Origin of the sequence: Enterobacter cloacae complex sp. ECL411 (genome assembly GCF_021869665.1) — a bacterium.
In the GTDB taxonomy this organism is placed as follows: Bacteria; Pseudomonadota; Gammaproteobacteria; order Enterobacterales; family Enterobacteriaceae; genus Enterobacter; species Enterobacter intestinihominis.
Map to the genome: position 1 here is coordinate 401,260 of NZ_CP091486.1, position 14,099 is coordinate 415,358.

General features: G+C 54.4%; 19 protein-coding genes. 9 read left to right on the top strand and 10 right to left on the bottom strand.

What is annotated here, in order from left to right:
• The first annotated feature begins 72 nt into the window (after positions 1–72).
• Complete coding sequence (locus L3069_RS01920) at positions 73–537, top strand: FxsA family protein (RefSeq protein WP_003855925.1); 465 nt, start codon at positions 73–75, stop codon at positions 535–537.
• Positions 538–560: 23 nt separating this feature from the next.
• Here the strand turns inward: L3069_RS01920 and yjeH are convergent, their stop codons facing one another.
• Positions 561–1,808, bottom strand: coding sequence for an L-methionine/branched-chain amino acid transporter (yjeH, locus tag L3069_RS01925; RefSeq protein WP_038415109.1), 1,248 nt, complete (start codon positions 1,806–1,808; stop codon positions 561–563).
• A 178-nt stretch (positions 1,809–1,986) separates the two neighbouring features.
• On the opposite strand from yjeH, the gene L3069_RS01930 reads away from it, so the two are divergent.
• Positions 1,987–2,280, top strand: coding sequence for a co-chaperone GroES (locus L3069_RS01930; protein ID WP_003855929.1), 294 nt, complete (start codon positions 1,987–1,989; stop codon positions 2,278–2,280).
• Between the two features lie 39 nt (positions 2,281–2,319).
• Complete coding sequence (groL, locus tag L3069_RS01935) at positions 2,320–3,966, top strand: chaperonin GroEL (protein WP_006810416.1); 1,647 nt, start codon at positions 2,320–2,322, stop codon at positions 3,964–3,966.
• 141 nt (positions 3,967–4,107) lie between these two features.
• Here groL and L3069_RS01940 read toward each other — a convergent pair whose 3' ends face one another.
• Both L3069_RS01940 and L3069_RS01945 read right to left on the bottom strand, forming a co-directional pair.
• A complete protein-coding gene (locus L3069_RS01940) occupies positions 4,108–4,569 on the bottom strand; it encodes a YjiG family protein (RefSeq protein ID WP_022646800.1) in 462 nt (153 codons plus the stop codon).
• Complete coding sequence (locus L3069_RS01945) at positions 4,566–5,213, bottom strand: nucleoside recognition domain-containing protein (protein WP_038415111.1); 648 nt, start codon at positions 5,211–5,213, stop codon at positions 4,566–4,568. The genes L3069_RS01940 and L3069_RS01945 overlap by 4 nt, the downstream gene beginning before the upstream one ends.
• 234 nt (positions 5,214–5,447) lie before the next feature.
• Between L3069_RS01945 and L3069_RS01950 the strand changes: the two genes are divergently transcribed.
• Entirely contained in the window at positions 5,448–5,801 is a 354-nt protein-coding gene (locus L3069_RS01950; RefSeq protein ID WP_022646802.1) for a DUF4156 domain-containing protein, read from the top strand.
• 65 nt (positions 5,802–5,866) lie between these two features.
• Here L3069_RS01950 and epmB read toward each other — a convergent pair whose 3' ends face one another.
• Positions 5,867–6,895: an EF-P beta-lysylation protein EpmB gene (gene epmB, locus L3069_RS01955; protein ID WP_038415113.1), complete on the bottom strand. Its 1,029-nt coding sequence runs from the start codon at positions 6,893–6,895 to the stop codon at positions 5,867–5,869.
• 40 nt (positions 6,896–6,935) lie between these two features.
• Here epmB and efp point away from each other — a divergent pair, with 40 nt between their 5' ends.
• The 3 genes from efp (at position 6,936) to ecnB (ending at position 7,946) form a co-directional block, all read left to right on the top strand.
• Positions 6,936–7,502 (top strand): elongation factor P, encoded by a 567-nt coding sequence (gene efp, locus L3069_RS01960; protein ID WP_003855940.1) that lies wholly within the window; start codon positions 6,936–6,938, stop codon positions 7,500–7,502.
• A gap of 57 nt (positions 7,503–7,559) precedes the next feature.
• Positions 7,560–7,691 carry an entericidin A/B family lipoprotein gene (locus L3069_RS01965; RefSeq protein WP_006810410.1) on the top strand — a complete coding sequence of 44 codons (132 nt, stop codon included), beginning with the start codon at positions 7,560–7,562 and terminating at the stop codon, positions 7,689–7,691.
• A 108-nt stretch (positions 7,692–7,799) separates the two neighbouring features.
• Complete coding sequence (gene ecnB / locus L3069_RS01970; RefSeq protein ID WP_006178941.1) at positions 7,800–7,946, top strand: lipoprotein toxin entericidin B; 147 nt, start codon at positions 7,800–7,802, stop codon at positions 7,944–7,946.
• 37 nt (positions 7,947–7,983) lie between these two features.
• Here the strand turns inward: ecnB and L3069_RS01975 are convergent, their stop codons facing one another.
• Positions 7,984–8,583 (bottom strand): LuxR C-terminal-related transcriptional regulator, encoded by a 600-nt coding sequence (locus L3069_RS01975; protein ID WP_023299123.1) that lies wholly within the window; start codon positions 8,581–8,583, stop codon positions 7,984–7,986.
• 262 nt (positions 8,584–8,845) lie between these two features.
• On the opposite strand from L3069_RS01975, the gene sugE reads away from it, so the two are divergent.
• Positions 8,846–9,163 (top strand): quaternary ammonium compound efflux SMR transporter SugE, encoded by a 318-nt coding sequence (gene sugE, locus L3069_RS01980; RefSeq protein ID WP_015572453.1) that lies wholly within the window; start codon positions 8,846–8,848, stop codon positions 9,161–9,163.
• Here the strand turns inward: sugE and L3069_RS01985 are convergent.
• The 3 genes from L3069_RS01985 to blaACT form a co-directional block, all read right to left on the bottom strand.
• On the bottom strand, positions 9,160–9,690 hold the full coding sequence (locus L3069_RS01985; RefSeq protein ID WP_038415117.1) for a lipocalin family protein: 531 nt from the start codon (positions 9,688–9,690) through the stop codon (positions 9,160–9,162). The genes sugE and L3069_RS01985 overlap by 4 nt on opposite strands.
• A 195-nt stretch (positions 9,691–9,885) precedes the next feature.
• A complete protein-coding gene (locus tag L3069_RS01990) occupies positions 9,886–11,043 on the bottom strand; it encodes a DDE-type integrase/transposase/recombinase (RefSeq protein WP_023305267.1) in 1,158 nt (385 codons plus the stop codon).
• Between the two features lie 102 nt (positions 11,044–11,145).
• Entirely contained in the window at positions 11,146–12,291 is a 1,146-nt protein-coding gene (gene blaACT, locus L3069_RS01995) for an ACT family cephalosporin-hydrolyzing class C beta-lactamase (protein WP_038415120.1), read from the bottom strand.
• A gap of 132 nt (positions 12,292–12,423) precedes the next feature.
• Here blaACT and ampR point away from each other — a divergent pair, with 132 nt between their 5' ends.
• On the top strand, positions 12,424–13,299 hold the full coding sequence (ampR, locus tag L3069_RS02000; RefSeq protein ID WP_236901900.1) for a LysR family transcriptional regulator AmpR: 876 nt from the start codon (positions 12,424–12,426) through the stop codon (positions 13,297–13,299).
• Positions 13,300–13,328: 29 nt separating this feature from the next.
• On the opposite strand, the gene frdD is transcribed toward ampR, so the two are convergent.
• Together frdD and frdC are read right to left on the bottom strand one after the other, a co-directional pair.
• Positions 13,329–13,688 carry a fumarate reductase subunit FrdD gene (gene frdD / locus L3069_RS02005; RefSeq protein ID WP_000609653.1) on the bottom strand — a complete coding sequence of 120 codons (360 nt, stop codon included), beginning with the start codon at positions 13,686–13,688 and terminating at the stop codon, positions 13,329–13,331.
• A gap of 10 nt (positions 13,689–13,698) precedes the next feature.
• Entirely contained in the window at positions 13,699–14,094 is a 396-nt protein-coding gene (gene frdC, locus L3069_RS02010; RefSeq protein WP_038415124.1) for a fumarate reductase subunit FrdC, read from the bottom strand.
• Positions 14,095–14,099: the final 5 nt, after the last annotated feature.

The window sequence follows — 14,099 nt, forward strand, 5'->3', positions numbered from 1 at the left end:
ATTTCTTATTTACGCGCTTCGCGAACACATTCAGTCAGGGGCCAGAAGGCACCTGCCACACAGGAGATGCCAGTGCGCTGGATACCATTTATTGCTTTCTTTCTTTATGTTTACATTGAGATTTCGATTTTCATCCAGGTTGCCCATGTGCTGGGCGTCCTGCTGACGCTGATTCTGGTGATCTTCACCTCCGTCATCGGCATGTCGCTGGTGCGCAATCAGGGTTTCAAAAATTTCCTGTTAATGCAGCAGAAGATGGCCGCAGGTGAAAGCCCGGCCGCCGAGATGATCAAAAGCGTGTCGCTGATTATTGCTGGCCTGCTGCTGATCCTGCCGGGCTTCTTTACAGACTTCCTCGGCCTGCTGTTGCTGTTGCCGCCGGTGCAGAAGCATCTGACCATGAAGCTGCTGCCGCATCTGCGTTTCAGCCGTATGCCAGGCGGTGGTTTCAGCACCGGCCCGGGGGATACCTTTGAAGGGGAATATCAGCGTAAGGATGAGCAGCGCGACCGGTTAGATCATAAAGACGATCGGTAAGTTTCTTGCCCGGTGGCGCTCGCTCACCGGGCCTGCGGATTTTGCCGCTTCGGTAAAAATACCCACAGCCCCGCCAGCATGACGATGGCGTACACACTCTTCCATCCCACCATCGCCAGCAGCAGCAGGCACAGGACACACCCGACAGCCGCCAGCGCCTTAAAGCGTCCTTTCAGTAGCCGACAGCCCGCTAGCATGCACAACAGATAGATCATGATGAAAATACCGTTGGCGTAGATAATCAGCGCGTCAAGGTTGATGTCGAGGAGATAAATGGCCAGGGAACTCACCACGCAGCAGCCCAGTACGGTATTCAGCGCATTCACCGGAAGCTGACGCTTTGACAGGCGTGAGAGGGGGCTATCCGGTTTATAAAGTGCCTGAGACCACACCAGCCGGGCGAAGCTCTGAATATAGATGTTGAGGCTGGCAAAGCAGGCGAGATAGCCAATCACGCAGGCTACCCACAGGGCTTTAACGCCAAACAGCTGCACCACGATGCCCGGCAGCGACGCGGCGGCGGCTTTCTCTTCACCGAACGCGTTGAAGTGCAGCACCAGTACGGTACAGGCCCAGTACACGGTGCCCGCCAGCAGCAGGCCAATCATCAGGGCGCGGGGAAAATCACGCTCGGGCTGTTTAAACTCGGATGCCAGATGAGCGAACGCCTCCAGACCGACGAAACACCAGAACATGACGGATAGTGCAGCGAAAAGCTGTGTGTGGTCGATGTCATTAATCGCGGGGAAAGGAATATCCGCCACCGTAATGTCACCCGCAAACCAGATGGCGACGATCAGCGCGACGATTAACACGGCGACCAGCGTTTGCAGGTTGGCGCTGGAACTGGCCCCGCGTGAGCCAACCCACCAGATAATCGCCAGCGTACCGAGTTCAGCCAGCAGCAGCTGTTCATCGTGCCAGCCAAACAGCGCCTGTCCGAAGCCGGTTGCGATATGCAGGGCTGCCGGAAGGCCAACGGGTATCACCGACAAAAATAGCCAGCCGGTGACGCGTTCCATTCGCGGCCCAAACGCCATGCCGACAAAATGCGCTACGCCGCCTGCGCTCGGGAAGTGCCGCCCGAGTATGGCAAAGACAATCGCCACAGGAAACACCAGCACGATCAGCACCGGCCATGCCCAAAGACTGTTATTGCCTGCAACCAACGCCGCCAGCGCGGGAACCGCAAAAACGCCCGTGCCTAACAAAGACGTTGAGAGTAAGCCAATGCCCTGCGCCAGCCCCAACTCCTGCCTGAGTCCACTCATTTACCTCGTCCCGCCACCATCAAAAGAGAGTGGATGGTAACACTTTCGCAAATTTTTTTTCGATTACCCCTTGAAGGTGTAAAAAGCTATCCCCATCTCTCAGGGCACTAGCCGGAAAACCGCATGCGGACCGGCGTCATCCATAACTGATAATGACTTTCTCAAAGGAGAGCTATCAATGAGTATTCGTCCGTTACATGATCGTGTGATCGTCAAACGTAAAGAAGTTGAAACCAAGTCTGCTGGCGGCATCGTTCTGACCGGTTCAGCAGCAGCAAAATCAACGCGTGGCGAAATCATCGCTGTCGGTAAGGGCCGCATCCTGGAAAACGGAACTGTGCAGCCACTGGACGTTAAAGTTGGTGACATCGTCATTTTCAACGATGGCTACGGCGTGAAATCCGAGAAGATCGACAATGAAGAAGTGTTGATCATGTCCGAGAGCGACATTCTGGCAATTGTTGAAGCGTAATTAACGCACGAAACTGTACGAATTTGAGGAAATAAGAACATGGCAGCTAAAGACGTAAAATTCGGTAACGACGCTCGTGTAAAAATGCTCCGCGGCGTAAACGTACTGGCAGACGCAGTGAAAGTCACTCTGGGCCCGAAAGGCCGTAACGTCGTGCTGGACAAATCCTTCGGCGCGCCAACCATCACCAAAGATGGTGTTTCTGTTGCACGTGAAATCGAGCTGGAAGACAAGTTCGAAAACATGGGCGCACAGATGGTGAAAGAAGTTGCCTCTAAAGCGAACGACGCTGCTGGTGACGGTACCACCACCGCGACCGTACTGGCGCAGGCGATCATCACCGAAGGCCTGAAAGCCGTTGCTGCGGGCATGAACCCAATGGATCTGAAACGTGGTATCGACAAAGCTGTCGCCTCTGCTGTTGAAGAGCTAAAAGCGCTGTCCGTACCGTGCTCTGACTCTAAAGCCATTGCTCAGGTTGGTACTATCTCCGCTAACTCCGACGAAACCGTAGGTAAACTTATCGCTGAAGCGATGGATAAAGTCGGTAAAGAAGGCGTGATCACCGTTGAAGACGGTACTGGTCTGGAAGACGAACTGGATGTGGTTGAAGGTATGCAGTTCGACCGCGGTTACCTGTCCCCATACTTCATCAACAAGCCAGAAACTGGCGCTGTTGAGCTGGAAAGCCCGTTCATCCTGCTGGCTGACAAGAAAATCTCCAACATCCGCGAAATGCTGCCAGTGCTGGAAGCCGTTGCGAAAGCAGGCAAGCCGCTGGTAATCATCGCTGAAGACGTTGAAGGCGAAGCGCTGGCGACTCTGGTGGTTAACACCATGCGTGGCATCGTGAAAGTGGCAGCGGTTAAAGCACCTGGCTTCGGCGATCGTCGTAAGGCGATGCTGCAGGATATCGCTACCCTGACCGGCGGTACCGTGATCTCCGAAGAGATTGGTATGGAGCTGGAAAAAGCGACCCTGGAAGACCTGGGCCAGGCGAAACGCGTTGTGATCAACAAAGACACTACCACCATCATCGACGGTGTGGGTGAAGAAGCCGCTATTCAGGGCCGTGTTGGTCAGATCCGTAAGCAGATCGAAGAAGCAACTTCCGATTACGACCGTGAAAAACTGCAGGAGCGCGTAGCGAAACTGGCAGGCGGCGTTGCGGTAATCAAAGTTGGTGCTGCGACCGAAGTTGAAATGAAAGAGAAGAAAGCACGCGTTGACGATGCCCTGCATGCGACCCGTGCTGCGGTAGAAGAAGGCGTAGTTGCTGGTGGTGGTGTCGCGCTGGTGCGTGTAGCCGCTAAACTGGCTGGCCTGACCGCTCAGAACGAAGACCAGAACGTAGGTATCAAAGTTGCGCTTCGCGCAATGGAAGCCCCTCTGCGTCAGATCGTGTCCAACGCCGGTGAAGAGCCATCAGTAGTTGCGAACAACGTGAAAGCGGGCGAAGGTAACTACGGTTACAACGCAGCAACTGAAGAATACGGCAACATGATCGACTTCGGTATCCTGGACCCAACTAAAGTTACCCGTTCTGCTCTGCAGTACGCGGCATCTGTAGCTGGCCTGATGATCACGACCGAATGCATGGTAACCGACATGCCTAAAGGCGACGCGCCTGACTTAGGTGCTGCTGGTGGTATGGGCGGCATGGGTGGCATGGGCGGCATGATGTAATCATGTTGTTCTGAACCTCTCAGAATGAACCCCGGGCAGCGATGCCCGGGGTTTTTTATTGCCCGTCGAGCCGTTACTCAAACAAGATGTGCATGGCGGAAGAGATGCGGTTCCGGCACTGAAAAATCCATTTTTATCTCCTCAGAAGAGTAGCTGCATCACCCACATCGAGAGCAAGGCGTTGATAACGCAGACAGCGATGATGTGCGGGTAATATTTCGGGTTCACGCCCGCGGTGCCGAGGCAGCGGCCCGTGTTTTGCACCGGATTGCCCATCAGGTAGATGGCGGGCAGCAGGATGGTGGCATCATGGCCGCTGAGCGTGCCGGCGACGACCAGGCTGGCGCAAACCCCCACGCCGCCGCCCATGCTCATCACCGAGGCCAGAAGTACCGTTGCCGCCGCACCCGGAAGCCCCCACAGGGCCATGATGGGCTCGCATACCCTGCCGACAATATCCAGCAGGCCGGTCACCTTAAGCGCCTGAATGATGACAAACGCCATGACCACGTTCGGCAGCAGGCTGGTGGTGGCGATGGTAAAGCCGCGGCGGGCGCCATCGATAAACAAGTCCATGATATTTTTACGCGTCTGGGCGATCATTTTTCCTCCTGAACGCGACGAACTTCCATGTGGGCGATCCACAGCCGCAGGAAGTTGGCGCCAACAAATTTAAATACCAGAATGACCGCCAGCGGCGCGATCACCGGGACGGTAATAAAGGTAAAAAGTGCGGCACCGGAAGAAAAATAGTTGGTAATAATGGCGCTACCGCTGGTCTGGAAGGTGGCGAAAATGGCGCGTTCATGGTCAGTAATCGCCCCTTCGTCGGTCAACTCTTTGGTCATCCCTGCGGCTGCATCGGTATTTTGCAGGTTGGCGATAAGCGCCAGAGAGCAGATGCCCGGCACGCCGAGCAGCGGGCGCAGAATGGGCGTCATGAGCTGTTGTGCGGCGCGCAGCCCGCCCAGCCCCTCGGTAACGGCAATGATCCCGAGCGATAAAATGACCGAGGGCGCCAGTTCAAGGGCAAACAAAAAACCGTCTTTCGCTCCTGTGCCACCCTCGCCGCGAAACGTTAGGGCGCCGTTCACCGGTCCAAAGCTGCCGTTCAGGACGGTAAAATCCAGCACGCGCCACCATTCAGTACTTTTGGCGAAAAAACCTGAGAAAAATACGATGGTGAGCACGAACGCCAGATAGCCCACCCAGGTTACTTTTTCCTCTCCTGAGGATGATGCACTCATGAAACCCCCTTTTTTTTAGTCCCGTACAAAAGTTGTACGTCGCATCACTAAAAACGATCGGGGGCTAAAACACGATATCCCAAAGGTTATTATCAGAATTCATTTAAGATGTCGGAGGAGTGCCAGCGGAATCTGGCTCGCAGAAATGCTCAGCATTTTTCTTTTGGTCATCTTTTTAGTATAAGGTTTACACGCGGACAACTACTGTCCAGCTTATTGAAAACGAGGAATAACATGCGCATAAAAGTCTGTGCAGGGATTGTAGGTGCAGCATTGCTGCTGGCGGGTTGTAGCACCAGCAATGAGCTGACGGCAGCGGGCCAGAGCGTTCGCTTTGTGGAAGATAAGCCGGGCAGCGAATGCCAGCTGTTAGGCACCGCCTCTGGCGAGCAAAGCAACTGGATGTCAGGGCAGCACGGCGAGGAGGGCGGCTCTATGCGCGGTGCGGCCAATGCCCTGCGTAATCAGGCTGCGGCAATGGGCGGCAACGTGATTTACGGGGTGAGCAGCCCGACGCAGGGTATGCTGTCCAGCTTTGTGCCAACCGCCAGCCAGATGAACGGCCAGGTCTATAAGTGCCCGAACTGATATAACATTTTGATGGCGCTGCCGCTTTACCTGTAGGCAGGTAAGCGTAGCGCCACCTGCTTTTTTTACTGCTGCCGCAGCTGCAAATCCAGCGGCGTCTTACTCGGCTCTCCGCCAATCTCACGTGCCAGCTTCGGCACCATATAACCTGAAACCAGCGTTAACAGCTCGCGCATAATCTTCCGGGCCTCTTCATCCGTCACCATGAAGTGCGCCGCGCCCTGGACGCGATCCAGAACATGCAGGTAATAGGGCATTACGCCCGCATCAAATAAGGCATTGCTGAGATCGGCCAACACGTGGGCGCTGTCGTTCACGCCGCGCAGTAATACGCTCTGGTTGAGCAGCGTCACGCCTGCCATTCGCATACGCGTCATCGCCGCACGAAAGTCCGAGTCAATTTCATTTGCATGGTTGATATGATTTACCAGCAGCACCTGTAAACGGGACTGCTCCAGGCGCGTGACCAGGGCGTCGGTGATACGCGCCGGGATGACGATCGGTAAACGGCTGTGAATGCGCAGACGCTTAATGTGCGGGATGGTCTCAAGTTGAGTCAGCAGCCAGTCCAGCTCATGATCTTTTGCCATCAGCGGGTCGCCGCCGGAAAAGATTATTTCATCCAGTTCCGGATGCGCTGCGATGTAGTCCAGCGCCACCTGCCAGTTGCGCTTATTACCCTGATTTTCGGCGTACGGGAAGTGGCGACGGAAGCAATAGCGGCAATTTACCGCGCACCCGCCCTTAACCAGCAGCAGGGCACGATTGCGGTATTTATGCAGTAAACCCGGTACAACACTGTTCTGCTCTTCCAGCGGATCGGTGCTGTATCCGGGGGCGGTAATAAACTCATCCTGAGAGGTCAGCGTTTGTTTTAATAATGGATCATCAGGGTTACCCTTTTCCATTCGGGCAACAAACGCGCGGGGAACGCGCAGGGCGAAAAGGCGCTTCGCCTCACGGCCTGCACGCAACGCTTCGTGCTGTTCGAGGTCTAAAAGACGCAGCAATTCATCAGGACTGGTGATTACATCGGCAAGTTGCGATAACCAATCTTCTCTGGACGGGGTGTTTAGGGTTACAATATGCGCCATTTTGTGGCTTAGCTACCAGTTAACAAATTTAGAGGGCCTTATGGCAACGTACTATAGCAACGATTTTCGTGCTGGTCTTAAAATCATGATGGACGGCGAACCGTACGCGGTTGAAGCCAGCGAATTCGTTAAACCAGGTAAAGGCCAGGCATTTGCGCGCGTTAAGCTGCGCCGCCTGCTGACCGGTACCCGTGTTGAGAAAACCTTCAAATCTACTGACTCCGCTGAAGGCGCTGATGTTGTCGATATGAACCTGACTTACCTGTACAACGACGGTGAGTTCTGGCACTTCATGAACAACGAAACCTTCGAGCAGCTGTCTGCGGACGCGAAAGCGATTGGCGACAACGCCAAGTGGCTGCTGGATCAGGCTGAGTGCATCGTGACCCTATGGAACGGTCAGCCTATCGCGGTTACGCCGCCGAACTTCGTTGAGCTGGAAATCGTTGAAACCGATCCAGGTCTGAAAGGTGATACCGCAGGTACTGGCGGCAAGCCTGCCACCCTGTCTACCGGCGCTGTGGTGAAAGTGCCACTGTTCGTACAGATCGGTGAAGTGATCAAAGTGGATACCCGCTCCGGCGAATACGTATCCCGCGTGAAGTAATTTACGTCATGATTAAAGGCGCAGCGCCCGCTGCGCCTGATTTTGCAGGCAGGGAAGATGAAACGTACCGTTAAAATTCTGCTTCTGTTAGCGCTCTCCAGCGCAATTCTCTCCGGCTGCAACACCGCGCGTGGCGTTGGTGAAGATATCCAGGATCTCGGCCATATCATTTCCCATGCGGCCAGCTAATTCCGTCTAATTTTCCTAAAAATTCTTCCTTTTCCGTCAAACGGCAAGATTTTGTCTATTCTTAAGTTGCTATACACAAAATAACTTTGGCTATAAAAGGAAGATATTATGGTTAAGAAAACAATTGCAGCGATCTTTTCTGTTCTGGTGCTTTCTTCGGTACTGACTGCATGTAACACCACCCGTGGCGTAGGGGAAGATATCTCCGACGGTGGTAGCGCGATTTCTGGCGCAGCAACTAAAGCTCAGAACTAATGTAAGCGACGGTACGGCAAGTTCTTACACCGTACCGTCAATTCTCCACTTCCTGTAGCGATAAAAACGGCGAGTAGCGCGTATCCATATGCAGCTTCATGCGGATATTGCGTTTGTACGTGTATACCGTTTTTCCGTTAATGCGAAGATTGCTGGCAATTTTCTGGTTGCTCGCACCATCCATCCACAAGGTCAGAACTCTTTCTTCCTGACGCGTCAGCAACGGTGCCGCCATTTTCGGTAGCTCCGCGCTCGCGCATGACGTTAGCGCGTCGTTTATCACCGCCGCCAGTGCTTCCAGATCGGTATTTTTGGAGAGCGAAGACCATATCGGGAACTGCGCCAGATAATCAGTCATCTCCTGCTCCTGCCCTGATTGCAGCATAATAAAAGGCAGTGTTTCGCTGGCAATTAGCAGGGAGGAAAGCTGCTGAAAATGGTGTAAATCCTGCCGGAAGCCAGATAAATCAGCGATGACCAGCGCAGGTTTCCATTGCAGGATATGCTCTCTGGCGAGGAAAAGATTATTTACCCCGGTTACGACGAAATGACCCGAAAACAGGTCTGAATGATTGACCCAGGCTTCAAATCCCGCGCGGGTGAAGTGACAACGGTCAATCAAAAGAATTTTGAACATAAAATTTTCGCAGTCGGCTAGTGGTTTGGCTTCCTGCCATCAGAAAGCCTATCATCATAGAGAAGTCGGATGAGTCATAAATGCCTGAACTACGTGCCTTACTGAGGCTATTTCTTGCTTTAAGGTGTTCAGCAGAAAAAGTTTGAAAAAAAATTCCACGCTAACCAAAATATAAGGCGCAACTTCTGCCTTGCGGGACGACCCGTAAGCGCTTCACTCATCGGGGACGGCCCCAACTTGTCTTTAAGTTAAGGAGCCTGAAATGTCCTGGATCGTTCTTGTTATTGCTGGTTTGCTCGAAGTGGTATGGGCAATTGGTCTGAAATACACCCACGGTTTTACCCGCCTGACGCCCAGCGTCATCACTATCGCCGCAATGATTGTCAGTATCGTCATGCTGTCATGGGCGATGCGAACCTTACCCGTCGGCACAGCTTACGCTGTCTGGACGGGAATTGGCGCGGTAGGGGCTGCCATTACCGGCATTCTGCTGCTGGGGGAGTCTGCGAGTCTGGCGCGCATCGCCAGCCTCGCGTTGATTGTCGCGGGTATCATCGGGTTAAAACTCAGTACGCACTAATGCGGCTGTTTTACCCAGATTAACTTCGTCACATCAAACCCTTGCCGGGTCGCTATGTCCAGCATCTGCTGTTTCATTTCCGCCGAGATCGTTGGCGTGCGTGAGAGGAGCCACAGATAGTTGCGATCCGGCCCACAGACCAGCGCGTGGCGGTACTCTCTGTCCAGCGCAATGACGTTATACCCGCCGTAGTATGGGCCGATGAAAGAGGCTTTCATGGCCGCGCGGTTAGATGCGCCGGTGAAATAGGCCTGACCAACTGACTGCTGCCACATCTGGCGATCCGGGTTATAGCCGCGGTTAATGACCCGGATCCCGCCGTCATCCATCGCGCTGTAGCTGATCGTGACTTTTTCTAAGCCCCGTTCGAACTGATGGTCCAGTCGGGCGATTTCATACCAGGTGCCGAGGAAGCGCTGTGCGTCGAAATTACTGACTACCGTGACGCCAGGCGGAGGAGTAGGGGAACTGCAAGCAACCACTAAAAACGCGGCTGTTACTGCGGCAATAACAGGCAGAATGCGCATAGGAGTTTCCTTACTGTTTTTTGTTAAGTGTAGATGACAGCAGGGAAAATGCGGGAGATTGTGCAGGGTGTTTTGCCGGGTGGCGGCTTCGCCTTACCCGGCCTACAAAGTTCATGCGTTGTGTAGGCCGGGTAAGCGCAGTGTATGACCGGATACATAGGTAACAGATCAGACCGGGAACATAGGTAACACTTTTCAGTCTATCCGGAGCACACTCTGGGTTTTTCGGTCGTAGTACGCAAGCGTTATTCCATTAAAGATGATGGCCTCCAGGCCATCATCTTGTTCTTCCAGCATGATGTACTCATCAGTCAGCGCTTCACTCAGGAACACCGTCCCCTTTTTCCCCATATAGAGTGTCCCCCTTGATTTCACCCTGTAGACCGTACCTCCTTCCGGATAAGCATATTCAGGAACCCTGCCATCCCAGTGCCGGCCTGAGGGTTGCCATACCGTTCCGGGCGTTGCACCCGCCAGGGCTTCATGTGGCCTTTCATAGTTAAACTCTTCCCGGTAGCCACTGAACCACCGCTGTTGTTCTTCCATCGTCATAAATATGTTGCCCTGTTTTACTGCACTTTTCAGCGAACGATGCATTCGCTCATGACGGCCGTTTTCTTCCGGATGCCCCTTTCTGATGCGTTCCGGTCTGATGCCCAGCTTTATCAGCCAGACTGCAAGGCGACTTAACCCGGCGATACCTGTTCCTGCGAAAGGCTGACCATTATCCGTTCTCAGGACTTCCGGCAGACCGTACTCCAGGAACGCATCCGTCAGGCACTGCCTGACGAAGGGCTCGCTCTCCCGGTCTGCTCCCCGGCAGCTCAGAAGATACCGGCTGTGATTGTCGGTGAGGGTGAAGGGATGACAGTATTTCCGGCTCAGCAGCCTGAACTTGCCTTTAAAATCAGCGCTCCAGACCTGATTGTTCTCACTGATGATGGTCAGGGGCTGGCGATTGCCCGGGGTTCTGCGTTTTCGCTTTTTATCCGGAACCAGGCCTTCACGCTTGAGGATATCGCCGATAGTACTGGCAGCGGGGACGGTAAAATCGACGTGATGATTGAGCAGCCACATCCGCAGTTTTTTGGGGCCCCAGTCAGGGTGTTTTTGCCTCAGGGCCGTAAGCTGCCCGGCGATATCATCAGGAACTGTCCGGGAGTGGGAGTGCGGAGCACGCGACCGGTCAGAGAGAGATGACAGGTCAGAGGGGTCAAAACGCTGAAGCCATTTGTAACCGGTTTTTCGACTGATGCCGAAGAGACGGCAGAGGGCAGAAAAAGAATCCGTACCTGCATGGCAGGCACGGATGAAATCAAGGCGTTGCATAGGTCGCGTCTCAGTCCAGGGCATAGCGAGTCTCCTCTTCTATGCCAGTTATAACTGTTACCCATGTATCCGGTCTAAAGTGTTACCCATGTTTCCGGTTCATACCGCAGCGCCACCCGCAATGTTTTACTGTAGCGCGTCGAGGATATGGTATGCCGCCTCAACGCGTGCCGGGTTCGGATAGCTTTTATTCGCGAGCATCACAATACCGATCTGCTTTTCAGGAATAAAGGCCACGTAGCTGCCAAACCCGCCAGTAGAGCCCGTTTTATGGACCCAGGACGCTTTGACCGGGGGAGCCGGTGGATTCACTTCTGCCACGGGCAGCGGTGCCAGCGCCACCTTACTGTCGCTGCCCTCGATCACCGTGTTGGCCTCCACGGGCCAGTTGAGCATCTCCCAGCCCAGACCCTGATACATTGACCCGATACGCCAGTAGCGCGACTGCGCCAGCGAGATGCCCTGCTTAAGTGAGGCATCAGCAACGTTCTCCGGCGCCATATTTGCCATGACCCAGTTCGCCATATCCTGCACGTTGGTTTTCATGCCATAGGCTTGTGCATCCAGCATTCCCGGCGAAACGCGCACCGCTTTACCGTCACGATATCCCCAGGCGTAATGCGCCTCTTCCGCTTTCGGAACGTTAATCCAGGTATGGTCCAGCTTGAGCGGCTTAAGGACCCGCGTCGTCATGGCCTGCTCAAAGGGCATGCCGGAAGGTTTGACCGCCAGCGCGCCAAAAAGACCGATACTGGCGTTGGCGTAAAGACGCGTTGTGCCAGGCTTCCACTGCGGCTGCCAGTTTTGATAAAAGCGCAGCAGGGCGGCATTATCCGTGACCTCATCCGGTACCTGTAGCGGCAGGCCGCCAGCGGTGTAGGTTGCGAGATCCAGCATACGAATCCCCTGCCACTGCTTGCCCGTCAGCTGTGGCCAGTATCTGGTCACCGGATCGTCCAGCGAAATTTCACCGCGAGCAATGGCATCCCCACCTAAAACCCCGGTGAAGGTTTTACTTATAGAACCCAGCTCGAACAGAGTCTGAGGCGTAACGGGTTTGCTGGCCGCGATATCGGCTTTGCCAAACGTGTAATAGTGCGGTTTACCCTGATAAATAACGGCCACCGCCATGCCTGGAATCGACTGGGCTTTCATCAGCGGGGTAACCGTATTCGCGACCACCTCCGCCAGCTGTTTTTCTGACACTGGCGCGGCGAGAGCAGAGCAAGAGATGCCGAGCAGCAGGGCGCAGCAAAGAGATTTTTTCATCATCAGTAATCTTCCGTAATAGCGAGTCAAGGGGATGTCCGGGCCCGTCAGACAGGCGTAGTCTGTTGGATTTGACTGTGCCTGACAAACGGTTAAATTTAGCATTAGCTGTTAATTTTTCTAACGGAAGAGACCATGACGCGAAGCTATCTCCCCCTCAACTCGCTTCGAGCCTTTGAAGCCGCCGCGAGACATCTCAGCTTTACGCATGCGGCCATTGAGCTGAACGTGATCCATTCAGCCATTAGCCAGCATGTGAAAACGCTGGAGCAGCACCTGAACTGTCAGCTGTTCGTTCGCGTGTCGCGCGGGCTGATGTTGACTACCGAGGGAGAAAACTTACTGCCGGTACTGAATGATTCGTTCGATCGTATAGCCGGAATGCTGGATCGCTTCGCTAACCATCGTGCGCAGGAGAAGCTGAAAATCGGCGTGGTGGGTACGTTTGCCATCGGGGTTTTATTCTCACAGCTGGACGATTTTCGCCGTGGCTATCCGCACATCGATCTTCAGCTTTCCACCCATAACAACCGCGTTGATCCGGCTGCCGAAGGGCTTGACTATACGATCCGCTACGGTGGCGGGGCGTGGCATGGCACCGAGGCTGAATTTCTTTGTCATGCGCCGCTCGCGCCGCTGTGTACGCCCGATATCGCCGCCAGTCTGCACAGTCCGGCCGACATCCTCAGGTTTACGCTGCTGCGCTCCTACCGACGCGACGAGTGGACCGCGTGGATGCAGGCGGCCGGCGAACATCCCCCTTCGCCAACGCACCGTGTGATGGTATTTGATTCGTCCGTGACCATGCTGGAGGCCGCTCAGGCAGGGGTAGGTATTGCCATTGCGCCTGTCGATATGTTTACCCATCTGTTAGCCAGCGAGCGCATTGTGCAGCCCTTTGCAACGCAGATTGAACTCGGCAGTTACTGGCTGACCCGATTGCAGTCCCGGGCAGAAACGCCTGCCATGCGCGAATTTTCCCGGTGGCTGGTGGAGAAGATGAAAAAGTAAAAAGCCCGCCGGATGGCGGGCCTGTTCAGTCAGATGGTGACCACGGCAATCAACGTGACGACCGTCAGAATGGTTGCCAGACCGTAGAAGACCCATTTACCGCTTGGCACATGGATTTTCAGATCGTGCATCGCATGGTGGATACGGTGCAGACCACACCACAGCGGCAGGACGATCATCAGGAAGATGAACACCCGGCCAATAAAGCTGCTCGCAAAGGCCAGTACGCGCTCATAGCTCAGCGCATCGCCCGGAAACAGCCCCAGCGGCAGCATAATACCGACCAGCAGGATAATGACCGGGGCAATAATGGCGCTCCACATGCCGCCTGCGCCAAACAGCCCCCAGAAGACCGGCTCATCTGAACGTTTTGGATTTGGATTGATCACAGTAGTCTCCTTACCAGAACAGTGCGACAAACAGAATGACCACAGAGACAACGGCCGTCACTGCCCAGAGCCCTTTAATAACCGGCTCTGGCCCCATTTTTTCGCCTTTTACAATGATGTTCGCTGCTTTTGGCGCCAGTTCAAACCAGGTTTTGGTATGCAGTAGCGCGGCTGCGAGCACAATCAGATTCAGAACCACGATGATTGGGTTTTGCAGGAAACCCACAAAACTGGCCCAGGCTTCCGGGCCGTGCTTGAGGGCATACACCCCGTACATCAGTTCGAAGCTGAACCAGACCGCGGGAACAGCCGTGCCTTCACGCAGCATATAGAAGCGATAAAACGGCAGTTTTTTCCACCAGGTGGACGGCATTGGTCGCACGTAGGCTTTGCGTTTAGTCGTCATCATGC